The sequence below is a fragment of the Mixta sp. Marseille-Q2659 genome, assembly GCF_940807255.1.
In the GTDB taxonomy this organism is placed as follows: domain Bacteria; phylum Pseudomonadota; class Gammaproteobacteria; order Enterobacterales; family Enterobacteriaceae; genus Mixta.
The window spans coordinates 250,261-275,076 of the sequence record NZ_CALNWY010000001.1; the positions used below are offsets into that span (position 1 = coordinate 250,261).

Annotated in this window: 24 protein-coding genes and 1 pseudogene; 19 read left to right on the forward strand and 6 right to left on the reverse strand. The window is 56.2% G+C overall.

The features are described from left to right. Positions 1-172 precede the first annotated feature (172 nt). Positions 173-2,214, forward strand: a pseudogene (gene prlC / locus P3C52_RS01175) (oligopeptidase A). An 8-nt stretch (positions 2,215-2,222) separates the two neighbouring features. Then, on the forward strand, positions 2,223-2,975 hold the full coding sequence (gene rsmJ, locus P3C52_RS01180) for a 16S rRNA (guanine(1516)-N(2))-methyltransferase RsmJ (protein ID WP_275553402.1): 753 nt from the start codon (positions 2,223-2,225) through the stop codon (positions 2,973-2,975). A gap of 447 nt (positions 2,976-3,422) precedes the next feature. On the opposite strand, the gene uspA is transcribed toward rsmJ, so the two are convergent. Then, positions 3,423-3,860, reverse strand: a complete 438-nt coding sequence (gene uspA / locus P3C52_RS01185) for a universal stress protein UspA (protein WP_085068757.1) — start codon at positions 3,858-3,860, stop codon at positions 3,423-3,425. A gap of 317 nt (positions 3,861-4,177) precedes the next feature. Between uspA and uspB the strand changes: the two genes are divergently transcribed. Next, positions 4,178-4,513 carry a universal stress protein UspB gene (gene uspB, locus P3C52_RS01190; protein ID WP_275553403.1) on the forward strand — a complete coding sequence of 112 codons (336 nt, stop codon included), beginning with the start codon at positions 4,178-4,180 and terminating at the stop codon, positions 4,511-4,513. A gap of 42 nt (positions 4,514-4,555) precedes the next feature. Here uspB and pitA read toward each other — a convergent pair whose 3' ends face one another. Further along, positions 4,556-6,055: an inorganic phosphate transporter PitA gene (pitA, locus tag P3C52_RS01195; protein WP_275553404.1), complete on the reverse strand. Its 1,500-nt coding sequence runs from the start codon at positions 6,053-6,055 to the stop codon at positions 4,556-4,558. A gap of 242 nt (positions 6,056-6,297) precedes the next feature. On the opposite strand from pitA, the gene P3C52_RS01200 reads away from it, so the two are divergent. Continuing rightward, on the forward strand, positions 6,298-7,482 hold the full coding sequence (locus tag P3C52_RS01200; protein ID WP_275553405.1) for an NAD(P)/FAD-dependent oxidoreductase: 1,185 nt from the start codon (positions 6,298-6,300) through the stop codon (positions 7,480-7,482). 174 nt (positions 7,483-7,656) lie between these two features. Continuing rightward, positions 7,657-8,181: a VOC family protein gene (locus P3C52_RS01205; RefSeq protein ID WP_275553406.1), complete on the forward strand. Its 525-nt coding sequence runs from the start codon at positions 7,657-7,659 to the stop codon at positions 8,179-8,181. Positions 8,182-8,328: 147 nt separating this feature from the next. Here the strand turns inward: P3C52_RS01205 and P3C52_RS01210 are convergent, their stop codons facing one another. Further along, positions 8,329-8,775 carry a hypothetical protein gene (locus P3C52_RS01210; RefSeq protein WP_275553407.1) on the reverse strand — a complete coding sequence of 149 codons (447 nt, stop codon included), beginning with the start codon at positions 8,773-8,775 and terminating at the stop codon, positions 8,329-8,331. A 41-nt stretch (positions 8,776-8,816) separates the two neighbouring features. Between P3C52_RS01210 and P3C52_RS01215 the strand changes: the two genes are divergently transcribed. Both P3C52_RS01215 and P3C52_RS01220 read left to right on the forward strand, forming a co-directional pair. Further along, a protein-coding gene (locus P3C52_RS01215; RefSeq protein WP_275553408.1) for an IS1 family transposase occupies positions 8,817-9,514 on the forward strand; the annotation gives its coding sequence in 2 pieces (ribosomal slippage) (positions 8,817-9,066 and positions 9,066-9,514; 699 coding nt in all). A 191-nt stretch (positions 9,515-9,705) separates the two neighbouring features. Further along, a complete protein-coding gene (locus tag P3C52_RS01220; RefSeq protein WP_275553409.1) occupies positions 9,706-10,899 on the forward strand; it encodes a zinc-dependent alcohol dehydrogenase in 1,194 nt (397 codons plus the stop codon). A 73-nt stretch (positions 10,900-10,972) separates the two neighbouring features. On the opposite strand, the gene P3C52_RS01225 is transcribed toward P3C52_RS01220, so the two are convergent. After that, positions 10,973-11,470: a CinA family protein gene (locus P3C52_RS01225; protein WP_275553410.1), complete on the reverse strand. Its 498-nt coding sequence runs from the start codon at positions 11,468-11,470 to the stop codon at positions 10,973-10,975. A gap of 445 nt (positions 11,471-11,915) precedes the next feature. On the opposite strand from P3C52_RS01225, the gene P3C52_RS01230 reads away from it, so the two are divergent. The 12 genes from P3C52_RS01230 to pqqF all read left to right on the forward strand — a co-directional run bounded on the left by P3C52_RS01230 (position 11,916) and on the right by pqqF (position 22,384). Beyond that, positions 11,916-12,613, forward strand: a protein-coding gene (locus tag P3C52_RS01230) for an IS1 family transposase (RefSeq protein WP_275553408.1) whose coding sequence is annotated in 2 segments (ribosomal slippage) — positions 11,916-12,165 and positions 12,165-12,613 — 699 coding nt in all. Because the reading frame shifts where the segments join, the coding sequence is not laid out codon by codon here. A gap of 27 nt (positions 12,614-12,640) precedes the next feature. Beyond that, positions 12,641-12,895 (forward strand): hypothetical protein, encoded by a 255-nt coding sequence (locus P3C52_RS01235; protein ID WP_275553411.1) that lies wholly within the window; start codon positions 12,641-12,643, stop codon positions 12,893-12,895. Positions 12,896-12,930: 35 nt separating this feature from the next. Next, the gene (locus tag P3C52_RS01240; protein ID WP_275553412.1) at positions 12,931-13,695 is read left to right on the forward strand and encodes a hypothetical protein; all 765 of its coding nucleotides are present in this window, start codon (positions 12,931-12,933) and stop codon (positions 13,693-13,695) included. Continuing rightward, the gene (locus P3C52_RS01245; protein WP_275553413.1) at positions 13,692-14,276 is read left to right on the forward strand and encodes an autotransporter outer membrane beta-barrel domain-containing protein; all 585 of its coding nucleotides are present in this window, start codon (positions 13,692-13,694) and stop codon (positions 14,274-14,276) included. Before P3C52_RS01240 ends, P3C52_RS01245 begins: the two co-directional genes overlap by 4 nt. A gap of 122 nt (positions 14,277-14,398) precedes the next feature. After that, entirely contained in the window at positions 14,399-15,403 is a 1,005-nt protein-coding gene (locus tag P3C52_RS01250) for an alpha/beta hydrolase (protein ID WP_275553414.1), read from the forward strand. A 183-nt stretch (positions 15,404-15,586) separates the two neighbouring features. Beyond that, entirely contained in the window at positions 15,587-16,627 is a 1,041-nt protein-coding gene (locus P3C52_RS01255; protein WP_275553415.1) for a dipeptidase, read from the forward strand. A gap of 129 nt (positions 16,628-16,756) precedes the next feature. Then, positions 16,757-16,834: a pyrroloquinoline quinone precursor peptide PqqA gene (gene pqqA, locus P3C52_RS01260; protein ID WP_275553536.1), complete on the forward strand. Its 78-nt coding sequence runs from the start codon at positions 16,757-16,759 to the stop codon at positions 16,832-16,834. Between the two features lie 53 nt (positions 16,835-16,887). Further along, positions 16,888-17,799 (forward strand): pyrroloquinoline quinone biosynthesis protein PqqB, encoded by a 912-nt coding sequence (gene pqqB / locus P3C52_RS01265; protein WP_275553416.1) that lies wholly within the window; start codon positions 16,888-16,890, stop codon positions 17,797-17,799. Positions 17,800-17,801: 2 nt separating this feature from the next. Then, positions 17,802-18,557, forward strand: a complete 756-nt coding sequence (gene pqqC / locus P3C52_RS01270; RefSeq protein WP_275553417.1) for a pyrroloquinoline-quinone synthase PqqC — start codon at positions 17,802-17,804, stop codon at positions 18,555-18,557. Next, positions 18,557-18,835: a pyrroloquinoline quinone biosynthesis peptide chaperone PqqD gene (pqqD, locus tag P3C52_RS01275; protein ID WP_275553418.1), complete on the forward strand. Its 279-nt coding sequence runs from the start codon at positions 18,557-18,559 to the stop codon at positions 18,833-18,835. Before pqqC ends, pqqD begins: the two co-directional genes overlap by 1 nt. After that, the gene (gene pqqE, locus P3C52_RS01280) at positions 18,804-19,967 is read left to right on the forward strand and encodes a pyrroloquinoline quinone biosynthesis protein PqqE (protein WP_275553419.1); all 1,164 of its coding nucleotides are present in this window, start codon (positions 18,804-18,806) and stop codon (positions 19,965-19,967) included. Before pqqD ends, pqqE begins: the two co-directional genes overlap by 32 nt. After that, on the forward strand, positions 19,967-22,384 hold the full coding sequence (pqqF, locus tag P3C52_RS01285; protein WP_275553420.1) for a pyrroloquinoline quinone biosynthesis protein PqqF: 2,418 nt from the start codon (positions 19,967-19,969) through the stop codon (positions 22,382-22,384). The genes pqqE and pqqF overlap by 1 nt, the downstream gene beginning before the upstream one ends. Here the strand turns inward: pqqF and P3C52_RS01290 are convergent. After that, entirely contained in the window at positions 22,381-23,349 is a 969-nt protein-coding gene (locus tag P3C52_RS01290) for a sensor domain-containing diguanylate cyclase (protein WP_275553421.1), read from the reverse strand. The genes pqqF and P3C52_RS01290 overlap by 4 nt on opposite strands. 209 nt (positions 23,350-23,558) lie before the next feature. Then, positions 23,559-24,536 (reverse strand): porphobilinogen synthase, encoded by a 978-nt coding sequence (gene hemB, locus P3C52_RS01295; protein WP_275553422.1) that lies wholly within the window; start codon positions 24,534-24,536, stop codon positions 23,559-23,561. Positions 24,537-24,816 lie beyond the last annotated feature (280 nt).

Here is a 24,816-nt window from a genome sequence, read left to right on the forward strand (position 1 = left end):
TGTTTTCTTCCTTAAACCTCAGAAATCAACAGGCTGCGGATCATAGCAAACCCGTCAAAGCAGATCAGTATCGCGAAAGCGCTGTGCGTCCCCATTGATTTTCGGGCTGCTTAACCGCATGTTAGTGAGATTGCGCCCGTGCGCGCCCACATCAAACTTAAAGGACTGCGCGATGACCAATCCATTATTAACGCCATTTACTCTTCCTCCTTTCTCCGCCATTCAGCCGGAACACGTGGTGCCCGCCGTTGAGCAGGCGTTGAAGGCGTGTCGTGAGACGGTAGAAAAGGTGGTGGCGCAGGGCGCCCCTCACAGCTGGGACAATCTGTGCCAGCCACTGGCGGAGGTGGACGATCGCCTGGGCCGTATTTTCTCGCCGGTCAGCCACCTGAACTCGGTAAAAAACAGCCCGGAACTGCGTCAGGCTTATGAGCAGACGCTGCCGTTGCTGTCGGAATACAGTACCTGGGTGGGCCAGCATGAAGGGCTGTATCAGGCCTATCGCAACCTGAAAGAGGGCGATAATTACGCGCAGCTGAGCCTGGCGCAGAAAAAAGCAGTGGATAACGCGCTGCGTGATTTCGAGCTATCGGGCATCGGCCTGCCGAAAGAAAAACAGCAGCGCTACGGTGAAATCGCCGCGCGCCTGTCTGAGCTGGGCTCAACCTACAGCAACAACGTGCTGGACGCCACCATGGGCTGGAGCAAGCTGATCGCCGACGAAAACGAGCTGGCCGGTATGCCGGAAAGCGCGCTGGCGGCGGCAAAAGCTCAGGCGGAAGCCAAAGGTCAGGAAGGCTGGCTGTTAACGCTGGATATTCCCAGCTATCTGCCGGTAATGACCTACTGCGATAACCAGGCGCTGCGCGAAGAGATGTATCGTGCTTACTCAACGCGCGCCTCCGATCAGGGACCGAACGCCGGTAAATGGGATAACGGCCCGATCATGGCCGAGGAGCTGGCGCTGCGTCATGAGCTGGCGCAACTACTGGGCTTCGATTCGTATGCCCATAAATCGCTGGCGACCAAAATGGCGCAAAGCCCGTCTCAGGTGATCGACTTCCTGACCGATCTGGCGCAGCGCGCCCGTCCGCAGGCGGAAAAAGAGCTGGAGCGTTTGCGCGCCTTTGCCAAACAGCAGCACGGCGTGGATGAGCTGCAGCCCTGGGATATTACTTACTACGGCGAAAAGCAGAAGCAGCATCTGTACGCCATCAGCGATGAGCAGCTGCGCCCATACTTCCCGGAAGAGCGCGCGGTTAACGGCCTGTTTGAAGTAGTAAAACGCATTTACGGCATCAGCGCCAAAGAGCGGAAAGATGTTGATGTCTGGCATCCCGAGGTGCGCTTCTTCGATCTGTATGACGAAAGCGGCGAACTGCGCGGCAGCTTCTATCTGGATCTTTACGCGCGTGAAAACAAACGCGGCGGCGCCTGGATGGATGACTGCGTCGGCATGATGCGCAAAGCGGACGGCAGCCTGCAAAAACCGGTCGCCTACCTGACCTGTAACTTTAACCGTCCGGTGAACGGCAAACCGGCGCTGTTTACCCATGACGAAGTGACCACGCTGTTCCATGAATTCGGTCACGGCCTGCATCATATGCTGACGCGCGTCGATGTTCCGGGCGTATCCGGCATCAGCGGTGTGCCGTGGGATGCGGTCGAGCTGCCGAGTCAGTTTATGGAAAACTGGTGCTGGGAGCCGGAAGCGCTGGCGTTTATCTCTGGTCACTACGAGACCGGCGAGCCGCTACCGCAGGAGCTGCTGGATAAAATGCTGGCGGCGAAAAACTATCAGGCGGCGTTGTTTATCCTGCGTCAGCTGGAGTTTGGCCTGTTCGATTTCCGTCTGCACACCGAGTTCGATCCTGCCAAAGGCGCGCAGATTCTGGAACCCTCGCCGAGGTGAAAAAGCTGGTCGCCGTGGTGCCGAGTCCGTCCTGGGGCCGTTTTCCGCACGCCTTCAGCCATATTTTCGCGGGCGGCTATGCGGCGGGCTACTACAGCTATCTGTGGGCCGATGTGCTGGCAGCGGATGCGTACTCCCGCTTTGAAGAGGAAGGGATTTTCAACCGCGAAACCGGGCAGTCCTTCCTCGATAACATCCTGACGCGCGGCGGTTCCGAAGAGCCGATGGAGCTGTTTAAACGCTTCCGTGGCCGTGAGCCGCAGCTGGATGCGATGCTGGAACACTACGGTATTCAGGGATAACGGCAGGCGTGAAAATAGCGTTAGTTGATGAATCAGGCACCGGAGACGGTGCCTTATCTGTTTTAGCCGCCCGCTGGGGGCTGGAGCAAAATGAACAGTCGGTGATGGCGCTGGTGATGACGCCAACGCATCTGGAATTGCGTAAGCGCGATGAGCCGAAGCTGGGCGGAATCTGGGTCGATTTTGTTGGCGGCGCGATGGCGCACCGGCGTCGTTTCGGCGGCGGGCGCGGCGAAGCGGTAGCCAAAGCGGTCGGCATTAAGAGCGGTTATCTGCCTGACGTGGTGGATGCAACCGCCGGGCTGGGGCGCGATGCCTTTGTACTGGCGGCGATTGGCTGCCGCGTACGGATGCTGGAACGGCACCCGGTGGTGGCGGCACTGCTGGATGACGGACTGCAGCGCGGCTATCAGGATGCGGAGATTGGCGGCTGGCTACGTGAACGTCTGACGCTGCTGCACGCCTCCAGCCTGACGGCGCTGGAGTCGATTGCGCCCGCGCCGGACGTGGTTTATCTCGATCCGATGTATCCGCATCGTCAGAAAAGCGCGCTGGTTAAGAAAGAGATGCGGGTGTTTCAGTCGCTGGTGGGCGCGGATATGGATGCGGACGGGCTGCTGCTGCCTGCGCGCAGACTGGCGAAAAAACGGGTGGTGGTGAAGCGCCCGGACTATGCGCCGCCGCTGGCGGATGTGGCGACGCAGTCAGCGGTCACAACCAAAAGCCATCGCTTCGATATCTATCCGCCGCTGTCGGCCTGAGAGCATAAATGTCATATTTGCCAGGGGAAACCGTCTTCCAACGTGCCCTGGCAAAATAGCTCTCCATTTAAAGTCAACCGACTGAAAACTCTACTCTTACCCTGGCAACAGTTTCCCAGCCCAAAGAGCAACTAGCTGAAGAACGTCACTCTTTATTCTGACAAACGGACTCTCAACGTAAAGCGCAGGGTGTGCAGGCAGAAGAGTAAAGCGGCCCGCGCCAGGGATGGCGCGGGCCGAGCTGCCAGGGATGGCATGTTTTGCGTCTTTACGATCGGCCTGCACTCCCTGCGCAGGCACCGTGTTGTTAACTCAGAACTTGCTGACAACGCCTGACGCCTTTGCCTGCACGTCCGGCGCTTTTAGCGTTTCCTGTTGCCGCTTTTAGCTTTTTCCGTTGCCCGCAACCCGGCACGTTCTAAGCTGACCAGCGCTTTGCGTCAGACGTTACTCTTCATCCTCATCGCGCAGCGGCACAATCAGCATATCGATATGCACCGTATTGATTAGCTGGCGAGCTGACGACATCAGCTTGCTCCAGAAATCCTGATGATGACCGCACACCACCAAATCCACGTCATACTTCTTAATCGCTTCAACCAGCACCTGTGCCAGGTCGCCGCTGCCGCTCAGCGTTTCGCTAACCGGATAGCCCGCGCCCTGCGACAGTTCGGTCAGCGCATGGTGCGTTTCCTCGGAAATGCGCTTCTGCATATCGCCGAGGTTAACGTCAATCAGGCCGGTATAGAGATCGGAATAATTCACGTCGACATGAATCAACGAAATTTTGGCATCGTAAGGACGCGCCAGCGAAACCGCTTTTTCAACCAGCAGTTTACTTTCCGGCGAAAGATCAACGGCAATCAGAATATGTTTATAAGCCATGACGGAACTCCTTCCATGTGTCACACAGTGTCAGTATAGCGCCAGTTGTTAACAAATGGGCCTCCGGCAAGCCCGCTTTGCGAGCCGGATCAAGGAGTGTTTTACCCGCTTTTCGTCCGTAATGAAAATTGAAGCTGGAAAAAATTTAAACACATCTCCTACACTAAATCGTAACGATCCCGCTTTGACGGGACGCCGCCCGTTTTTATGCAAAAATAATTCAGACCGGTTCTGTAGTGGTGAGCGAGCCATCGTGGGGCGCATTCAGCGTAACCCCGCCGGGCGCGCTGCTGCGGCCGTCAGCCGGGAGGAGACATATGATTAGCACCATCGCGCTTTTCTGGGCTTTATGTGTGGTTTGTTTGGTAAATATGGCGCGTTATTTTTCATCGCTGCGGGCGTTATTGATCGTGCTACGCGGATGCGATCCCTTGCTCTATCAATATGTCGACGGCGCTGGATTTTTTACTGCGCACGGCCAGCCGAGTAAACAGGTCAGGCTGGTTCGCTATATCTGGAAACGGTACTACCTGGATCATCATGACGAGGAATTTATCCGCCGCTGTGAGCGTGTGCGCGGACAGTTTGTTCTGACCAGCGCGTTATGTGGCATGGTGGTAATCAGTCTGGTGGGGCTGGCGATCTGGCATTAAGCGCTAAAAAAACGGGCCGGTATTACCCGGCCCGTAGCGACATCAGATCAGCTGTAGCGCTACCCAGTAGAGGCAGCCGGAGAGCAGAATGGAAATCGGCAGCGTAAAGATCCAGGCCAGCGCGATGCTTTTAATCGTGCGGCTCTGAACGCCGCCGCCATCGACCAGCATGGTGCCGGCCACCGATGACGACAGGATATGCGTCGTGGAAACCGGCATGCCGGTATAGCTGGCAACGCCAATCGATACGGCAGCAGTGACCTGCGCCGACATGCCCTGCGCATAGGTCATGCCTTTCTTACCGATCTTCTCGCCGATAGTAGTAGCGACACGACGCCAGCCCACCATGGTACCGAGCGACAGCGCCAGCGCCACGGCAATGATAATCCAGACCGGCGCATACTCGACGGTATTCAGCAGATCGCTTTTCAGCTCGCCGAGGAAACGCTTATCTTCATTGCTGGTATCCGGCATTTTGGCCGCTTTCTCAGCGGTGTCGGAGATGCAGAGCAGCAAACGACGCAGGTGGCTGCGCTGTTCCACGCTCAGCGCGTCGTAACCGGAAAGGTTATTCAGCATCTGCTGCGCATGGTTAATGGCGATTAGCGCGCGCGAACTGTCGCAGTGAAACTCTTTCGGCGCGGAAGCCACTTCATCCGGCGTCGGCAGCGCCGGTGGTGCCAGCTCAACCACCTGCTGTAGCGTCTTACCATGCTGGCTGTAATACTGCTCCAGATGGTTAACCGCATCACGCGTACGGGTAATGTCGTAGCCGGAGGCGTTCATATTAATCACGAAGCCTGCGGGCGCGACGCCGATCAGCACCAGCATAATCAGACCGATGCCTTTCTGGCCATCGTTCGCACCGTGGGAATAGCTAACGCCGATAGCGGAAACAATCAGCGCGATACGCGTCCAGAACGGCGGCTTTTTCTTGCCGTCTTCTTTTTCACGATCGGCAGGCGTCATATGAATACGACGGCGCTTTTTGGTGCCGCTCCAGTAGCGACGCAGCAGGAAGATCAAGCCGCCCGCGACCACCAGGCCGATAATCGGCGACAGAATCAGCGAAGCGAAGATGCTGATCATTTTCGGGATATTGAGCGCATCGACGACAGAGGTGCCGTTAACCAAAGCATTGGTCAGGCCGATACCGATAATCGCGCCGATAAGCGTATGGGAGCTGGACGCGGGTAAACCAAAATACCAGGTTCCCAGGTTCCAGATAATAGCGGCGAGCAGCATGGAGAAGACCATGGCTAACCCGTGCGCCGATCCGACATTCAACAGCAGGTCGGTAGGAAGCAAATGGACAATGGCATAAGCAACGCTTAAACCACCTAACAGCACACCAAAAAAGTTAAACACCCCGGCCATCACGACGGCCAGTTGCGCACGCATCGCACGCGTATAAATCACGGTTGCTACCGCATTCGCCGTATCGTGGAAGCCGTTAATCGCTTCGTAGAACAGGACAAATAGCAGAGCAAGTACTAATAACAGGCCGGTATGAAAGTCGAGACCAGCAAACAGATGTAGCATAAGCGTTACGCCATTTTCGGGGACATGAACGCGGCGCATTATCAGCGACAAACCGCGCCGGGGGAAAGAAAAATATAGACTTTTTTTGCCTTAAAAGTGTAAAACGCGCGTCATCAGACAGGAAAAAAGCCAATAAATCCGTTAGTTACATTATGTTACTTTCCCACTAATCTTGTTACGCTGGCTTGCCTCTGAACGCCCTGGTACAATCGCGGTTTTTGCCCCGTCGGCAGGAGTGAGCAGTGGAAAAGTATGACGTTATCATTATTGGCGCAGGCGCCGCCGGGCTGTTTTGCGCGGCTCAGGCTGGTCAACGCGGAAAACGCGTTCTGCTGCTGGATAACGGCAAGAAACCGGGCCGCAAAATCCTGATGTCCGGCGGCGGGCGCTGTAACTTCACCAATCTTTATACCGAACCGGCAGCTTACCTTTCGCATAATCCGCATTTTTGTAAGTCGGCGCTGGCGCGCTATACCCAGTGGGACTTCATCGGGCTGGTCAATCAGTATGGCATCGCGTATCACGAGAAAACCCTCGGCCAGCTGTTTTGTGATGAGTCGGCGCAGCAAATTGTCGATCTGCTGATGGCGGAGTGTGAGAAAGGGCAGGTAACGCTGCGGCTGCGCAGCGAAGTGCTGGCGGTCAGTCGTGAAGAGGCGGGCTGGCTGGTAAAACTGAACGGCGCAGAGGTGCTGGCGGAAAAACTGGTTATCGCCAGCGGTGGACTATCGATGCCGGGCCTGGGCGCATCGCCGTTCGGCTATCGCCTGGCGGAACAGTTTGGCCTGCGGGTTTATCCGACGCGTGCGGCGCTGGTGCCCTTTACGCTGCATAAGCCGCTGCTGGAACAGCTGCAAACGCTGTCCGGCGTTTCGCTGCCAACGGTAATTGAAGCGGAGAACGGTAAGCGCTTCAAAGAGGCGATGCTGTTTACCCATCGTGGCTTGTCCGGGCCGTCGGTGCTGCAAATCTCCAGCTACTGGCAACCGGGCGAGTTTGTCACCATCGACCTGTCGCCGGAGTTGGATCTGGAAGCCTTTATTAATGAAGAGCGCCAGGCTCGCCCGAACCAGAGCCTGAAAAATACCCTGGCGAAGCCGCTGCCGAAACGGCTGGTGGAGGTGCTGCAGGCCTTAGGTCTGGTGCCGGAAGTGACGCTCAAACAGCTTAACAGCAAGCAGCAGCGCGAGCTGACCGACACGCTGCATCGCTGGCGCGTACAGCCCAACGGCACCGAAGGTTACCGCACCGCGGAAGTCACGCTGGGCGGCGTCGATACCACGCAGCTTTCGTCAAAAACGATGGAAGCGCGCGATGTGCCCGGCCTCTATTTTATCGGCGAAGTGGTGGACGTGACCGGCTGGCTGGGCGGCTATAACTTCCAGTGGGCCTGGAGTTCCGCCTGGGCCTGTGCGCAGGCGCTCTAAACCTTTCAGGGCGAGCCCTCTCTCGCCTTGTTAATGCCGCCAAACCTTCTCGTTGTGCATGATAAAAACGCGCCGTACGCTGATTGCCGGTGAAAGTATTCTGCCGCCTGTTGGCGGTACGCACTTTTTTTCTTCTACGCTTTCTGTTTACCAACGGACTGAAGGAGAAACACCATGACAATCAAAGGTATTGAACATATCGGCCTGACCGTGTCCGATCTTAACGCTGCGGAGCAGTTCTTTATTAAGGCGCTGGATGCCAGCGTGTTGTATCGCATCGTACCGTCGGACAAGCCAGAAAAGGCGATTGATGGGGATAGCATGACGCCGGTAAATGGGTTTCCGCCGGAAATGAAAGTGGTTGGATTGAGCATGCTGCGTTTGCAGAATGGCTGTAACGTTGAGCTGTTTCAGCTGCAGCCGGAGATTGCGCCGCACAGCGATTCTATTGGTCAGCCCGGCATCACCCATTTTTCAGTGTATGTCGATGATATTCACCAGGCTGGTGAAAGAATGAAGCAACACGGCGCAGAGATGTTCGACGGGCCGAATGATTGTTTCGCTCAGGAAGAAGGCAAGGGAAACCAGACCTGGTTTTGCCGTACTCCATTTGGCGTGCTGATTGAGCTGATCACGTTGCCGTCCGCCATTCGTTATGATGCTGGCGCGTCGGCCACGCGCTGGTTGCCGCACGATTAAGCTAGCGCTTGCCAGAGCGAGGCTGGTCATTGTAACTACGCAGAGAATAAAAAGCAGACTCCGTTACGGCGCACGCTGGCGGAGCCTGAAAAGGTCAGTCTGGCCGATTACGTCAGCGCCAGTCATCGTCCGCGTTCAGCTAAGGCGTTAGCTTTCCGCACAAACCAAAACGGGATGGTCATCGTTCATAAAAATATAATCCCCGCTGCCATTATGATAAATAGCGTATTGAGCAGGCTGGTTAGCCTTAATATAAAAACCATCAATCAGACGTGAAAGCGCCCGATCGTCGGTTTCATCAAACGCTGCGGGAATAATCGCTATTGAAGTTAATAAATATTTGTCTTTGTTCACCTGAAAGTCGAACAGCACTTTCCAGCTTAATACTTTATGATGGCCCGCTTCATTAATAAATTCGCCGTTGAGCATTACAAAGCCGGACGTATCATCAAAATGAAAGCGCATCAGCATATTCGCCCTGACGCCGTCGTTATGAGCGTGATATTGCGTCAGGCAGGAAAAGTGACGCTTATCTCTGGTTAATGAGGAGTAAATTACGCCGGCGCTGATAACGGACAGCGGTAATGCTGCCAACTTACTGATTTAGTGTATGATGGTGATTTTAAGGTGCTTGCGTGGCTTCCATTTCCATCAGATGTCCTTCCTGCTCCGCTACTGAAGGCGTGGTGCGTAACGGCAAAAGCACTGCCGGACATCAGCGCTATCTCTGCTCTCATTGCCGTAAAACATGGCAACTACAGTTCACTTACACCGCCTCTCAGCCCGGTACGCACCAGAAAATCATTGATATGGCCATGAATGGCGTCGGATGTCGCGCCAGTGCACGCATTATGGGCGTTGGCCTCAACACGGTTTTACGTCACTTAAAAAACTCAGGCCGCAGTCGGTAACCTCGCGCATACAACCGGGCAGTGATGTGATTGTCTGCGCTGAAATGGACGAACAGTGGGGCTACGTCGGTGCTAAATCACGTCAGCGCTGGCTGTTTTACGCGTATGACAGGATACGGAGGACGGTTGTGGCGCACGTCTTCGGTGAACGCACTCTGGCCACACTGGAGCGTCTTCTGAGCCTGCTGTCGGCCTTTGAGGTCGTGGTATGGATGACGGATGGCTGGCCGCTGTACGAATCACACCTGAAGGGAAAGCTGCACGTTATCAGCAAGCGTTACACTCAGCGCATTGAGCGACATAACCTGAATCTGAGACAACATCTGGCAAGGCTGGGACGGAAGTCACTGTCGTTCTCAAAATCGGTGGAGCTGCATGACAAGGTCATCGGGCATTATCTGAACATAAAACACTATCAGTAAGTTGGAGTCATTACCCAAAAAAGCACCTTTTCTCGGCTTTTTACTTGCGCAATCCCGGTCAGATACTAAATTTTAATTAATAAATTCCCTGGTGTTGGCGCAGATGCGCACCCCGCATTACGCGGGTTTTTTTTACATTGCCCCCATCAGGAGATCCTCATCTCATTTGTTCCCCAGCCTGGAGAAAGGCAATGAAAGCATTGACTTATCATGGCCCTCATCGCGTCAAAGTTGATAACGTTCCCGATCCGGGACTGGAAGCAGCCGACGACATTATCCTGCGTGTCACCGCTACGGCGATTTGCGGTTCCGATCTGCACCTTTATCGCGGCAAAATTCCCGGTACGTCTCACGGCGATATTTTTGGTCATGAGTTTATGGGAGAAGTGGTGGAAGCGGGACGGGACGTCACCGCCGTACAGAAGGGCGACCGCGTGGTCATTCCTTTTGTTATCGCCTGCGGCGACTGCTTTTTCTGCCGCCTGCAGGAGTATGCCGCCTGCGAAACCACCAACCCCGGACGCGGCGCTATTTTGAATAAAAAGCAGATTACCTCGCCCGCCGCGCTGTTTGGCTTCAGCAAGCTGTATGGCGGCGTGCCGGGCGGTCAGGCGGAATATGTGCGCGTGCCGAAAGCTAACACTGGGCCGTTTAAGGTGCCGCAGGTGCTGGCCGATGATCAGGTTCTGTTTCTGTCCGATATTCTGCCCACTGCGTGGCAGGCGGTAAAAAATGCACAGGTGACGAAAGGCAGCAGTCTGGCGATTTTCGGCGCCGGTCCGGTGGGTTTGTTAACCGCTGCCTGCGCACGTCTGCAAGGGGCAGAAAAAATCTTTATGGTTGATCACCATCCCTACCGCCTGGCGTTTGCCCAGGAGCGTTACGACGTGATCCCGATTAACTTTGATGAAAATGACGATCCAGCCGCTTTTATTATTGAAAATACCGCCAATCACCGCGGCGTCGATGCGGTAATTGACGCGGTAGGCTTTGAGGCGAAAGGCAGCTTAACCGAAACCGTGATGACTAACCTGAAGCTGGAAGGCAGCAGCGGTAAAGCCCTGCGACAGTGTATTGCAGCCGTGCGGCGCGGCGGGATCGTCAGCGTGCCTGGCGTTTACGCCGGATTTATTCACGGTTTCCTGTTCGGCGACGCCTTTGATAAGGGGCTGACTTTCCGTATGGGCCAGACGCACGTTCAGGCTTATCTGCCGGAATTATTGAATTTAATCGAGCAGGGCTTAATCCGGCCGGAAGAGATCGTTACGCATCATATGCCGCTGGATCAGGCGGAAGAGGCCTATAAGATTTTTGAAAAGCGCGAGGAGGAGTGCCGCAAGGTGATCCTGGTGCCTGGCCTTACCGAAACGCTGCGTCACGTTTAATCGTTGCCGCCCAGGAAGAATAGGGATGCGCCACAGCAGTGGCGCGCCTTAATCCCTTACTATCGCTTTTCGCTTACTCCTTTGTCTCTTTCAGCAGCGCCGTCAGGCGAGTTAGCGCAAACAGCGCCGCCTGGTTAATGACGGATTCGCTGTCGCCGGTAAAGTGCTTCAGTTCCGCCCGGACGGTGCCGTCCGGCAAACCCCAGCCAAACCAGATCGTGCCTGCCGGCGTACCGTCAGGGCCATCGTCAGGACCGGCATAGCCGGTTACCGACAGACTTACCGCTTCGCCCGACTGCGCTTTAGCGCCCGCCGCCATCTCTCGCGCCGTTGGCTGGCTGACGGCGGTAAATTTTTCCAGCGTCCGTTGATCTACGTCCAGCAAACGCATTTTGGCCTCATTGGTATAGGTGACAAAGCCGCTACTGAAATAATCGGCGCTGCTGCTGGCGGAACACATCGACATGCTGACCAGACCACCGGTACAGGATTCCGCCGTCGCCAGCTTCACCCTGGCGGAGGTCAGCCATTCTCCCAGTTCGGAAGCCGCCTGGCGCAATTGCTCATTCATTATTCTTCTCCTTGTTCTGGTTAATAAGTTAAGTGTAGAAGAACTGCTTAATTCCGGCGGCAATAAATCGATAAAATGAATCAGCTATTTTTTGTTCTGAACCCCGTTTCGCTTACCTGCTGAATTAAGAAAATTTCTTTTTTAAATTTCTGCATAAAATAAATGACAGGGCTGTTGTAATATTTTTTTCGGCGGGTTAATAAAATAATAACTTTCGATAAGGTTGTTAATTTAATACCGATGCTACGTTTTTAGGGATGCCTTTCACTATTTTTCTGTGCAATGAAATGCGGGTGGGTATTTATTTTCGGTGCGCATTGCGGGAATGAATTATTTCAATTGCAGAAGAGCATGACGCTTAAGGAGAAACGGATGTCAGTAAAGGTTCCTGGTAATGCTGCCAACTTACTGATTTAGTGTATGATGGTGATTTTAAGGTGCTTGCGTGGCTTCCATTTCCATCAGATGTCCTTCCTGCTCCGCTACTGAAGGCGTGGTGCGTAACGGCAAAAGCACTGCCGGACATCAGCGCTATCTCTGCTCTCATTGCCGTAAAACATGGCAACTACAGTTCACTTACACCGCCTCTCAGCCCGGTACGCACCAGAAAATCATTGATATGGCCATGAATGGCGTCGGATGTCGCGCCAGTGCACGCATTATGGGCGTTGGCCTCAACACGGTTTTACGTCACTTAAAAAACTCAGGCCGCAGTCGGTAACCTCGCGCATACAACCGGGCAGTGATGTGATTGTCTGCGCTGAAATGGACGAACAGTGGGGCTACGTCGGTGCTAAATCACGTCAGCGCTGGCTGTTTTACGCGTATGACAGGATACGGAGGACGGTTGTGGCGCACGTCTTCGGTGAACGCACTCTGGCCACACTGGAGCGTCTTCTGAGCCTGCTGTCGGCCTTTGAGGTCGTGGTATGGATGACGGATGGCTGGCCGCTGTACGAATCACACCTGAAGGGAAAGCTGCACGTTATCAGCAAGCGTTACACTCAGCGCATTGAGCGACATAACCTGAATCTGAGACAACATCTGGCAAGGCTGGGACGGAAGTCACTGTCGTTCTCAAAATCGGTGGAGCTGCATGACAAGGTCATCGGGCATTATCTGAACATAAAACACTATCAGTAAGTTGGAGTCATTACCAAGGTTCCTTTATTGAAACTCACGCCTTTAACCTGTTTTATACGGCGGCTGGTTACCTTGGCCGGCACGCTGTCGCTAACTCTGGCGTTCTTCAGCCCGGCAGCCTGCGCTGCCGATATTCTGGAGGCGATTACCGTAAAGAAGGGCAGCACGCTGACGCTAAACGATGGCGATACTATTACGGTTACGGGCGGCGAAAATAATCTTTGCGCCATTTGTAACAGCATAAACGACAGCGATAGCACGCCGGCGTTGGGAAAAACGTAACTATTCATGTTGATGGCCCGCTTGCTGGCGGCATTATGCTGAAAGGTAATAATGCCGTTTTAAATGCGCAACAGTTAACGGTGGAAATTAATGGTCGTTATGGCATTGAAGTGGATGCAAACAACGCCAGTCTGGATTTAGGCAGCGGCAGTAAAATAGCCTTAACCAGTAATTCAATGATGGCGAATGGGATCTATCAGAGCCATGCCACGTCGTTACGTGCTGCTGCGCTGACCATTATTACGCAAGGTTTAGGCAGCGGCCTTTATATTACCGATACGGGAACGTGGGCGGATCTTGGCACAAATTCGCTGATTCAAACGCAGGGGGAACAGGCGACCGGCATCTATATTTTTGGCCGTGATAGCGGTACGGAGAAAGCGCCCGCCAGCCTGAAGGCGAACCGTCTTGCGAGCAATACGACGGGTGATTATGCCTACGGCATTAATATCCAACCTGATTCTGAGGTTGATTTAGGCCAACAAAGCGCCATCGAAACGCATGGCGAAGGGGCCGTCTGCATCTGGGCGCTGGGCGGCGGCTATGTGCAGGGCGATAACCTCTCCATTACCGGGAATGACGGCAGCATAGGCGTCTATGCTATGACCGCCAGCGACATTGATTTAACCGGAAAGACCGTTATTAACATGGCTTCGCCGCTGGAGACGGCTATCGGTACGCAACATAACGAAGGCTATCGCGCCAGCCGTATCAACCTGAGCGGCCAGGCGGATATTTTTGGCAGCTTGCCGCCGTCGCAGAGGAACCCGCGCCGACGCCACCGGAATCCGCACCGGTGATCGAACCGGAGCCGGAGGAAAAGCCCGTGCCGACACCGCCAGAATCGGCACCGGTAACCGAGCCAGAGACGGTGGAGAAGCCAGCCTCCGTACCGGAAACATCGCTAAAGCCTGCGCCCGCTAAACCGGAGATCTCCAGCAGCGCCGATGCTGGCGCTAACTTCCTCAACATCAACTATCTGATTAACTATGCGGAAACCCAGACGCTGCTTCAGCGCTTTGGCGATCTGCGGCAGAAAAACAGCCTCGGCGATGGCTGGATCCGCGGCATCGGCGGACGCGTTGACGATTTCGCCAGCGGCAAGCTGAGCCGCTTCAGCCTGAGCTATTCCGGCATGCAGTTTGGCGTGGATAAACAGATCGTGCCGGAGACGCCGGTATTGCTGGGCGCGTTTATGGGCATCACCCACGGCAACGCGCATTATGCTTCCGGCAGCGGCGATCTAAACGCCAGCCATGTGGGTTTATATATCAGCGCGCAAATCGCCGGCCATCATGTTGTCTATCTTGAAGGCGACACCAGCACCGGCCAGCAATTTAACCAGCGCCAGTTTAACGCGGGTTATCGCTTTAGCTTTTGATTCAGCGTCTTTACCTGCTTTTACCTGAATAAGGCTTCCGGCCAGCCCGTTTATGCTTATATTTTGCCGTACTGGTTGTTTCTTGCCGCTTCCGGCGGCTTACATTCCACAGGAGCAAAATAATGAACAAGCTAACGTCCATGGCCGGCGCGATTGCACTGATGCTGGCGGCGGGCAACGCTGCCGCCGCCTCGTATGGCGAGCAGCTGGAAGGCTTTCCGATGCCTTATCCGCTACAGCATTTCTCCTTTTCCTCTCAGCAGCAACCGCTCAGCATGGGCTATATGGATGTTAAGCCCGTCGGCAACGCCAATGGTCACGTAGTGGTGCTGATGCACGGCAAAAACTTCTGCGGCGCTACCTGGGAAAGCACCATCCGCGCGCTGAGCCAGCAGGGTTATCGGGTTATCGCGCCGGATCAGATTGGCTTCTGTACCTCGACCAAACCGGCAAACTACCAGTACAGCTTCCAGCAGTTGGCTAACAATACGCATCAGCTACTGCAAAGCCTCGGCGTGAATAAAGCCATTATCATCGGCCACTCGACCGGCGGCATGCTGGCGACGCGCTACGCGCTGATGTATCCGCAGCAGACGGAAAAGCTGGTGATGGTCAACCCGATCGGCCTGGAAGACTGGAAAGCGAAGGGTGCGCCCTGGCGTTCGGTCGATCAATGGTACGAGCGCGAGCTGAAGCTGTCGGCGGAAGGCATTAAAAAGTATGAGCAGCAAACCTACTATTCGGGTCAGTGGAAGCCGGAATATGACAAGTGGGTGGATATGCTGGCCGGGCTGAACAGCGGGCCGGGACATAAAAAAGTCGCCTGGAACTCGGCGCTGATCTACGACATGATCTTTACCCAGCCGGTTTACTATGAGTTGTCGGAACTGCGCGTGCCTACCACGCTGTTTATCGGCACCGCGGATACCACCGCCATCGGCAGCGACATCGCCTCGCCGGAGGTGAAAGCGAAGCTGGGTCACTATGAAGTTCTGGGTAAAGATGCGGCCAAACGCATTCCTGGCGCCCGGCTGGTCGAGTTTGACGGCATGGGACACGCGCCGCAAATGGAGGAGCCGGAGAAATTCAATCAGGCGTTGATTGACGACCTGGCTACGTTAAACTGATCGTTCCCCGTACTGAAAGGCGAGAAAACGTCGTTTGACTGATCGTTTTCCGTTCTGAAGAACAAGGAAATGTCATTTAACGGCACGCTTCTCATTCAGAAAGGCGGAAAACTCTCTCGCCGCCATCATGCTTAACGGCCGCGCTGCCGTTAAGCATTCAGGTTTAGGCTATCGGTTAATTCCATGATAAATGCAGGAAAATTTTTTGATGGCCACAACGATCTGTTGCTGCGCCTGTGGGTCAATCATGCCGACGATCCGGTAACGCCGTTTTTTGCCGGTCGGGAGCAGGGCCATCTCGACTTCCCGCGTATGCGCCAGGGCGGTTTTGCCGGCGGCCTGTTTGCGGTGTTTGTACCGCCGGTCGCCTGGGTCGCGGGTGAGCGCAAACTGGAAGTCTCCAGCCTTGAGGCGCAGCACGACGCGCTGGCGATCGCCGAGGCGCAAATCGCCATTCTGCACCGGCTGGCGGACGAATCGGCCGGACGCGCGCGCGTCTGCCGTACGGCCACGGATATTGAACAGTGCCTGCAACAGGATGTGCTGGCGCTGGTGATGCATATTGAGGGCGCTGAGATGCTCGATGCGGAGCTGACGCTGCTGGATCGCTTTTATCAGCAGGGGTTACGCAGCATAGGCCCGTTCTGGAATCTGCCGAACCGCTTCGGCGTCGGCGTCAACGGCAGCTTTCCCGGCTCACCCGATACTGGCGACGGCATGACGGCGGCGGGCAAGGCGCTGATCCGCGCCTGTAATGAAAAGCGGCTGCTGATCGATCTCTCGCATATGAATGAAAAAAGCTTCTGGCAAACCGCAGAGCTAAGCGATGCACCGCTGGTCGCCACCCATTCCAACGCCCATGCGCTGTGCGCTCAGCCGCGCAATCTGACCAATGCGCAGCTGGACGCCATCGCCGCCAGCGACGGCTTTGTTGGCGTCAACTTCGGCAACGCCTTTTTACGTGCCGACGGCCAGCGCAACGCCGACACATCCCTTAACGAGATTGTTAAACATTTGTGTTTCCTGCTTGATAAATTAGGCGAGGAGCGAGTTGGTTTCGGATCCGACTTTGATGGCATCAGCGTGCCGGAGAGTTTAGGAGACGTAACGGGCATGCCCGCGCTGTTCGCGGCGTTGGCCGCAGCGGGCATTGACGATGCGCTGCAGGAGAAGCTCGCCTGGCGCAACTGGCTGCGGGTGCTGAAGCGCACGTGGGGTCAATAGAAAAGTTGCGATCCAGGTCACATTAGAGCAACATCTGCGCTGCCAAATTTTCATATTTGACAAGTTGCGGGTTGCCTGCCGCAATTAATGGTGACAATCCGTCGTTTTCACACCAAGAGGAGAAGCCCTATGTCCGCATGGATCAAACCTGCATTTGAAGATATTCGTCTGGGTCTGGAAGTTACGCTGTACATTTCCAACCGTTAATCCCTGTGCCCGCGTGCTTCGCGGGCCTGTTTCCTTCCTTTCCCGGTTATCACATGCAGATCAAAGTTCTCGGCTCCGCAGCTGGCGGAGGGTTCCCGCAATGGAACTGTAACTGTAAAAACTGCCAGGGCGTGCGTAACGGCACCATGAAAACCTCCCGGCGCACACAATCCTCCATCGCCATCAGCGATAACGGCAAAGATTGGGTGCTGTGCAATGTATCGCCCGATATTTGCCATCAGCTGCTGGCTTCGCCTGAATTGAATAATCCCGACGTGCTGCGCGGCACCGGCATTGGCGCCATTATCCTCACCGACAGCCAAATCGATCACAGCGCGGGCTTACTCAATTTACGTGAAGGCTGTCCGCACCACGTCTGGTGTACGCATGAGGTTCATCAGGATCTCACCACCGGCTTCCCGGTCTTTACCATGCTCTCTCACTGGAATGGTGGCCTGATCCACCACAAGATTGTGCCGGAAGAGAGTTTTAGCGTCAGCGTTTGCCAGAGCCTGCGCTTTACCGCCATTCCGCTGCTCAGCAACGCGCCGCCTTATTCGCAGTACCGCAACCGTCCGCTGCCGGGCCACAACGTGGCGCTGTTCGTTGAAGACGGTAACAGCGGTAAAAGCCTGCTTTATGCGCCGGGGCTGGGCGAGCCGGACAGCGCGTTAATGCCGTGGCTGCAAAAGGCGGACTGCTTGCTGATCGACGGCACGCTGTGGCGCGATAACGAACTGGCGGCGACCGGCGTCGGCCAGAATACCGGAAAAGATATGGGCCACCTGGCGCTTGCCGAAGAGCAAGGCCTGGCCGCGCTGCTGGCGGGCTTACCGGCGGAGCGCAAAATTTTGATTCATATTAACAACACCAATCCCATCCTGGATGAAGAGTCCGCCGAGCGCCAAAGCCTGACGCGAGAGGGCATCGAAGTGAGCTGGGATGGCATGTTAATCGAGGTATAACCATGACGCAGGCACAGCCGCTTTCACCGCAGGCTTTTGAACAGGCGCTACGCGCCAAAGGCGCTTACTACCATATTCATCATCCGTATCACATTGCGATGCACAACGGCCGTGCGACGCGTGAACAGATTCAGGGCTGGGTCGCTAACCGCTTCTATTATCAGACCAATATTCCGCTGAAGGATGCCGCCATTATGGCGAACTGTCCGCATCCGGAGGTGCGCCGCAAATGGGTGCGGCGCATTCTCGATCACGACGGCTTCGGCGGCAGCGAAGGCGGCATTGAAGCCTGGCTGCGGCTGGGCGAGGCAGTTGGTCTGAAGCGCGAAGTGGTCGAGTCGGAAGCGCTGGTGCTGCCGGGCGTGCGCTTCGCCGTTGACGCCTACGTTAACTTCGCCCGTCGCGCCAACTGGCAGGAAGCGGCCTGTAGTTCGCTTACCGAACTGTTTGCGCCGCAGATCCACCAGGCGCGCCTCGACAGCTGGCCGCAGCACTATCCGTGGATCGAGGCGGAAGGCTACGACTATTTCCGCAGCCGCCTGAGCCAGGCGAACCGCGATGTGGAACATGGGCTGCAGCTGGCGCTGGAATATTGCGACACGGTAGAGAAGCAGCAGCGCATGCTGGAGATCCTGCAGTTTAAACTGGACATCCTGTGGAGCATGCTCGATTCAATGACAATGGCTTACGAGCTGAAACGTCCGCCTTATCACACGGTAACGGCGGATCTCGCCTGGCATAAAACGAGACTGGTGTAATGGAAATCAACGCTTCACAAACTCCGCAGTTCCGCCGGGGCTTTCGCCTGCAGTGGGAAGAGGCGCAAAACTGCCACGTAATGCTGTACCCGGAAGGCATGGCAAAACTGAACGGCAGCGCGGCGGAGATCCTGCTGCTGGTAGACGGCAAGCGCACGCTGGGCGAGATTATCGCCGAGCTGAATATGCGCTTTCCCGGCGTGCCCGATCTGGGTAACGACGTAACCGAATTTTTTGGCCAGGCCTATGAACAGAAGTGGATTATCTTCCGTGACTGAACGGAAACCGGCGGTCAATCCGCCGCTGTGGCTGCTGGCGGAGCTGACCTATCGTTGCCCGCTGCAGTGTCCTTATTGCTCCAACCCGCTCGACTTTGCCCAGCAGGATAAAGAGTTGACCACCGAACAGTGGATCGAGGTCTTTCGCCAGGCGCGTGCGATGGGCAGCGTGCAGATTGGCTTCTCCGGCGGCGAGCCGCTGGTGCGCAAAGATCTGCCGGAGCTGATCGCTGCGGCGCGCAATCTGGGCTTTTATACCAACCTGATTACCTCCGGCATCGGCCTGACCGAGAAGAAGCTGGACAGCTTCGCCGAGGCCGGACTGGATCATATCCAGATCAGCTTCCAGGCGAGCGATGAAACGCTGAACGCGGCGCTGGCCGGTTCGGAAAAAGCGTTTCGCCAGAAGCTGGAGATGGCGCGGGCGGTGAAAAAGCACGGCTATCCGATGGTGCTGAACTTTGTGCTGCATCGCCACAATATCGACCAGATCGACCGCATTATCGAACTCTGCATCGAACTGGAAGCGGACGACGTTGAGCTGGCGACCTGTCAGTTCTACGGCTGGGCGCAGCTGAACCGCGAAGGCCTGCTGCCGACGCGCGACCAGATCGAGCGCGCCGAGCAGGTGGTGAAGCAGTACCGCGAACGCATGGCGGAAAGCGGCAACCTGACCAACCTGCTGTTTGTCACGCCCGATTACTATGAAGAGCGACCGAAAGGCTGCATGGGCGGCTGGGGCGCGATTTTCCTCAGCGTAACGCCAGAAGGCACCGCGCTGCCGTGCCATAGTGCGCGCCAGCTGCCGGTAGAGTTCCCGTCGGTGCTGGAACATGACTTGCAGCATATCTGGTATGAATCTTTCGGTTTTAACCGCTATCGCGGCTTTGACTGGATGCCGGAACCCTGCCGCTCCTGTGATGAAAAAGAGAAGGATTTCGGCGGCTGTCGCTGTCAGGCCTTTATGCTAACCGGCAATGCGGACAACGCCGATCCGGTCTGCGCCAAATCGCCGCATCATGGCAAAATCCTGGCGGCGCGTGAGCAGGCCAACTGTACGCAAATGCAGATCGGTCAGCTTCAGTTCCGTAACCGCGTAAACTCCCAGCTGATTTTCAAGGCGAATGCCTGATGTCGCAGGCGGCCACGTTACGGCTGGATAACGGCCTGACGGTGCGGCTGCGGCATGATGCGCAGGCGCAGGAGGCCGCCGCGCTGTTGCAGGTTGCCTGCGGCAGCGACGATGAGCCCGCTTGCTGGCCCGGCCTGGCGCACCTGCTTGAGCATCTGCTGTTTACCGGCAGCGTCCGCTATACCGGCACGCAGCGGCTAATGAGCTGGGTGCCCGCGCAGGGCGGACGTCTTAACGCCACCACGCATACCGATCGCACCGCCTTTTTCTTCAGCCTGCCCGCCAGCGAGCTGGAGGCAGGGCTGGCGCGGCTGGTGGATATGCTGGCGGCCCCGCTGTTTACGCCGGAAGCCGTTGCGCAGGAAGTGGAGGTGATTGACGCCGAATACCACCTGCTGCAGCACGATGCGCAGACGCTACGCGGCGTGGCGCAGCGGCATTTTTTTCACGGCCCGCTGGCGATGCAGCGTTTTCACGTCGGCAGCCGCGCCAGCTTTGGCGCGGATCTTTCCCGGCTGCGTCTGGCGCTACAGGATTTCCATCGCCAGCGCTATGAAGCTGGCGCGATGACGCTCTGGCTTTCCGGCCCGCAATCAACAGAGGAATTGGCTTCAATCGCTAAGCGCTGCGGCGCGCTATTGCCGTCTTGCGCATTCTCTTCTGAGCCTGTGTTGCCGCCCGTCCGCCTGTCGGCGCGCGGCGATGCGATCGTGCGTCTTTCCGGTGCCACGCAGTTAACGCTGACTTTTGCGCTTAATCGCTGGCGGGAGAGCGATGCGGGCTGCTGCGCGCTGCTTCAGCAACTGCTGCTGGATGAGGCGGAAGGCAGTCTGCTGGCCTGGTTGCGCGCCCGCGAAATCTGCGACGGCGTCAGTGTGCAGGAGGTCTGGCGCGGCGGCGGCGCGGCGCTGCTGGCGATCGGTTTTCTTCCGGTGCAGTCACGTCCTGAACTGACCGCGCTGCTGGAAAAGGCGCTGCGTCAGTGGTTTTCCAGGCTTGCGCTCTTAACCGCTGAACAGCTTACGCATTACCTGCAGCTGGCGCAGCGCCAGTTTGCGGCTAAAAGCGCGCTTGACCGCTTACGCGAACAGGCTTTCGGCTTTGCGCCGCCGGAAGCGCTGGATATAACGGCATGGCGGTGCTGGCTGGCGCAGCTTCAGGCGGCAGACGTCAGCCGCATTTGGTTTGATGAAACGGCCTGCGGCGATACGGTCACCTCGGCAGGCTTTCAGTTTATCAGCGCGCCTTTTACTGGTGCGGCAACGGCGGCAGGGTCAGCCACCTCTGCCGATCTCGCGCCTCTGCCACTACGCTTCTGGCCGTTTCCGCCGCTGCCTGAACCGTCGGACTTACCCGACACGTCGGTGCCGTTGCTGCATTTGTCGGGCCATCAGCCCGCGGTATTGATCCTGCGTCCCACGCTGGATGCGCCGATTAGCGATACGCTGGGTTACGCATTACAAGCGGCGCTGCGAGCGCTGTCAGCCAGCCTGGCGCATCAGGGCGGAATATTAAACGTAGCGCAGCAGCAGGGGATCTGGCAGATCCAGCTGAGCGGCAAGCCAGAGGTGATGCGATCGGCGCTGGCGGCCACGATCGCGCGGCTGCAGACGTTAACCTCTTTAGAGCAGGGCGCGCGCGCCTGGCTGCGGCAACAGCAAAAAGATCTGGGCGAGATCCCGGTGCGTCGTCTGCTTAATCAGCTACCGCGCTGGCTGTTGGCGCTATCGCCTGAGTGCGATGCGCTGAATAAAATAAGCTGGCAGGCGGCGCTGGTGGGCGGTAATGCGGCGCTGCATCAGCAGCTGGCCCGGCTACTGAGCCGGTTGCCGGGTTGCGTGCAGGCGACAACGGGCTGGCAGCGTTACGATCCTCTGGCGGCGCAGCGGCATTGCCTCAGCCAGGTGGCGGGCGATACGGCGCTGCTGCTGTTTTGTCCGCTGACGCAGCCCGATCTGGAAGCTCAGCTGGCGTGGCGTCTGCTGGCGCTGATTTATCAGCCCGCGTTTTTCCAGCGCCTGCGCGTTGAGCAGCAGGTAGGCTATGTAGTGAGCAGTAGCTTCCATCAGGTTGCCGATCGCACGGGCGTGCTGTTCGCCTTGCAGTCACCGCAGCTGTCGGCGGACGCGCTGTTGCAGCATATTCAGGATTTTCTGGCGGCGATGGAAGGTGAGATCGGCAACATAACCGCGGATGAACTGGCGGAGAAGCGCGAGCGGTTATGGCAGCGGCTACAACCGGAGGGCGAGGTGTCAGAACAGGCGCGTCAGACGCTGGCTTTTCCCGATCTCGCCTCGCCAGCCGCCTTTGCTCAACTACAGCAACTGGATGTTACCAGGCTGCTGGCCTGGCATCGCACGCTCTGTAATCCTGCGCACTGGTGGCAGTGCGCGACGGAAAACGCAGCAGCGGTTTAACGCTGCTGACGACGCGCTTTTTTATGCTGATACATAATGCTGTCGCTTTGATTTAACAGCGCGGTTAACGGCTGCGGCTGTGCCGGATCAAACTCCACCATGCCCACCGAAAAATCGAGGCGGTAGCGGCGATCCAGCGGCTGCATATAGCGGTTCAGCTCAAGGCGAAACGCATCCAGCCGTTCATTTGCCTGCTGCTGATCCATATCGATAAACAGCACCACAAACTCATCGCCGCCCAGACGCGCAAACAGCGCCGACTGACGAAAGCTGATTTTCAGGGCATCGGCAAAATCCATCAGCGCACGATCGCCTTCACGATGACCAAAGTTGTCGTTGATTTCTTTAAACTTATCCAGGTCGAAAAAGGCCAGGCAGGCGAAGCAGTGGCGCAGCGTACACTCCTTCAGCAGCATCTGTCCCAGCGTCATAAAGCCCCGGCGGTTAGAGATCTGCGTCAGCTCATCGGAGGTGGCCGCCTGGAAATTCACCAGCTCCGCCTCCGCCATCGAAGCGAGATCGCGCAGAGCATGTGCATCATCGGCGTCAAAGACGCGGGCCTGGCTGTCAAGAATACAGAGCGTGCCGACTTTCGCCCCGTTTGGCGCGCGCAGCGGACAGCCGGCATAAAAACGAATATGCGGCTCGCCGGTTACCAGCGGATTATCGTAAAAACGCGGATCTTCACAGGCATCTTCCACCACCATCACATCATCTTGCAGAATCGCGTGGCCGCAGAAAGAGATGTCGCGCGTCGTGTGGCTGGCAGTTATGCCGTCACCCGACTTAAACCATTGATGCTCCGCATCCAGCAGGCTTACTACCGATGCCGAGACGTTAAACAGACGTTTTGCCAGGCGCGTCAGACGGTCGAAACGCTCCTCGGCAGGTGTATTTAATATTTTTAGCGCATGAAGCTCGCTCAGGCGCTGAGACTCATCTGCAGGGATTTTTGGTGTTTTCATAAAGGGGCCTTTCAAATTTTATAGTTATTTACTGTCCGTGACAGTATCGGTCAGAAAAGGCGCAACTTAAGCGGGAAAGCGCGCTGACCACTAACAACAATAAAAAACGTTAAGGGTTACCTTAGTTTGTGGGACGGGAAGAGTAAAATCTGAGGGAAAAATAAAGGTAAGTAAAAAATGCAGGCAGCCGCCAGGCTGCCTGTTGGCCATTACAGCAGGTTACGCTCCGCCAGATCGAGCGCGAAATAGCTGAAAATAATATCCGCGCCGGCACGCTTAATAGCGCCGAGACTCTCAAGGATCACCGCATCTTCATTGATCGCGCCTGCCTGAGCGGCAAACTTGATCATCGCGTATTCGCCGCTGACCTGATACGCCGCCAGCGGCAGCTCGGTGCGCTGGCGAATATCGCGCAAAATATCAAGATAGGCGCCCGCCGGTTTCACCATTAGCGAATCTGCACCTTCAGCTGCATCGATTAATGATTCACGGATCGCTTCGCGACGGTTCATCGGGTTCATCTGGTAGGTTTTACGATCGCCTTTCAACGCGGTGCCGGCGGCTTCGCGGAACGGGCCGTAGAACGATGAAGCGAATTTGGTGGAGTAGGACATAATCGCGGTGTCGGTAAAGCCCGCTTCATCCAGCGCCCGGCGGATCGCCGCCACCTGGCCATCCATCGCCGCCGAAGGCGCGATAAAGTCTGCACCCGCCTGCGCCGCGACCACCGCCTGCTTGCCAAGGTTAATCAGCGTGGCATCGTTGTCCACGCCGTGATCGCACAGGACGCCGCAGTGGCCGTGCGAAGTGTATTCGCAGAAGCAGGTATCGGACATCACGATCATTTCCGGCACCGCATCTTTGCAGATGCGCGACATACGCGCCACCAGACCATTTTCCTGCCAGGCATCGCTGCCGGTGGCGTCGGTATGATGGGAAATGCCGAATGTCATCACTGAGCGAATGCCCGCTTTGGCAATACGTTCAATTTCATACGCCAGACGTTTTTCTGGAATGCGCATCACGCCCGGCATCGCTTCGATAGCTTTGTAATCATCCACGCCTTCTTCCACAAAGATCGGCAGGGCCAGATCGTTGCGGCTCAGGGAGGTTTCCTGGAACATATCGCGCAGCGCGGCGCTTTTACGTAATCTGCGGGGACGATTAATCAGGGAAATATCAGACATAGTTATTTGCTGTACAGGTGAAAAAGTCATCATAGTGTACGCGCTTTTATATTTACGGGCGAAACTTCCTGTGCTGACTTTTATCGCGCCATTAATGTTATGGTGGCCTGCAGGCTTATATTTAACAGCCAGGTAACATTGTGCCGCTTAATATTCCACCCGGATCTGAAGGATGATTTTTAATATAAAAAATCATTATTTTTAAGGGCGCTTGAAAAGCCCGCGAGCGCACATAAATAACGCATCGGGAAGGCTGCTTCCCCACATGTTTAAGCTTTTG

Excerpts from the sequence above, each read along its gene's own strand:
- pqqF (WP_275553420.1), top strand. The coding sequence starts at position 19,967 with ATGTCGCAGGCGGCCACGTTACGGCTGGATAACGGCCTGACGGTGCGG.
- P3C52_RS01240 (WP_275553412.1), top strand. The coding sequence starts at position 12,931 with ATGCTGAAAGGTAATAATGCCGTTTTAAATGCGCAACAGTTAACGGTG.
- pqqE (WP_275553419.1), top strand. The coding sequence starts at position 18,804 with ATGAACAGAAGTGGATTATCTTCCGTGACTGAACGGAAACCGGCGGTC.
- hemB (WP_275553422.1), bottom strand. The coding sequence starts at position 24,536 with ATGTCTGATATTTCCCTGATTAATCGTCCCCGCAGATTACGTAAAAGC.
- P3C52_RS01250 (WP_275553414.1), top strand. The coding sequence starts at position 14,399 with ATGAACAAGCTAACGTCCATGGCCGGCGCGATTGCACTGATGCTGGCG.
- pqqB (WP_275553416.1), top strand. The coding sequence starts at position 16,888 with ATGCAGATCAAAGTTCTCGGCTCCGCAGCTGGCGGAGGGTTCCCGCAA.
- pqqC (WP_275553417.1), top strand. The coding sequence starts at position 17,802 with ATGACGCAGGCACAGCCGCTTTCACCGCAGGCTTTTGAACAGGCGCTA.
- pitA (WP_275553404.1), bottom strand. The coding sequence starts at position 6,055 with ATGCTACATCTGTTTGCTGGTCTCGACTTTCATACCGGCCTGTTATTA.
- P3C52_RS01220 (WP_275553409.1), top strand. The coding sequence starts at position 9,706 with ATGAAAGCATTGACTTATCATGGCCCTCATCGCGTCAAAGTTGATAAC.
- pqqD (WP_275553418.1), top strand. The coding sequence starts at position 18,557 with ATGGAAATCAACGCTTCACAAACTCCGCAGTTCCGCCGGGGCTTTCGC.
- uspA (WP_085068757.1), bottom strand. The coding sequence starts at position 3,860 with ATGGCTTATAAACATATTCTGATTGCCGTTGATCTTTCGCCGGAAAGT.
- uspB (WP_275553403.1), top strand. The coding sequence starts at position 4,178 with ATGATTAGCACCATCGCGCTTTTCTGGGCTTTATGTGTGGTTTGTTTG.
- pqqA (WP_275553536.1), top strand. The coding sequence starts at position 16,757 with ATGTCCGCATGGATCAAACCTGCATTTGAAGATATTCGTCTGGGTCTG.
- P3C52_RS01205 (WP_275553406.1), top strand. The coding sequence starts at position 7,657 with ATGACAATCAAAGGTATTGAACATATCGGCCTGACCGTGTCCGATCTT.
- P3C52_RS01225 (WP_275553410.1), bottom strand. The coding sequence starts at position 11,470 with ATGAATGAGCAATTGCGCCAGGCGGCTTCCGAACTGGGAGAATGGCTG.
- P3C52_RS01255 (WP_275553415.1), top strand. The coding sequence starts at position 15,587 with ATGATAAATGCAGGAAAATTTTTTGATGGCCACAACGATCTGTTGCTG.
- P3C52_RS01290 (WP_275553421.1), bottom strand. The coding sequence starts at position 23,349 with ATGAAAACACCAAAAATCCCTGCAGATGAGTCTCAGCGCCTGAGCGAG.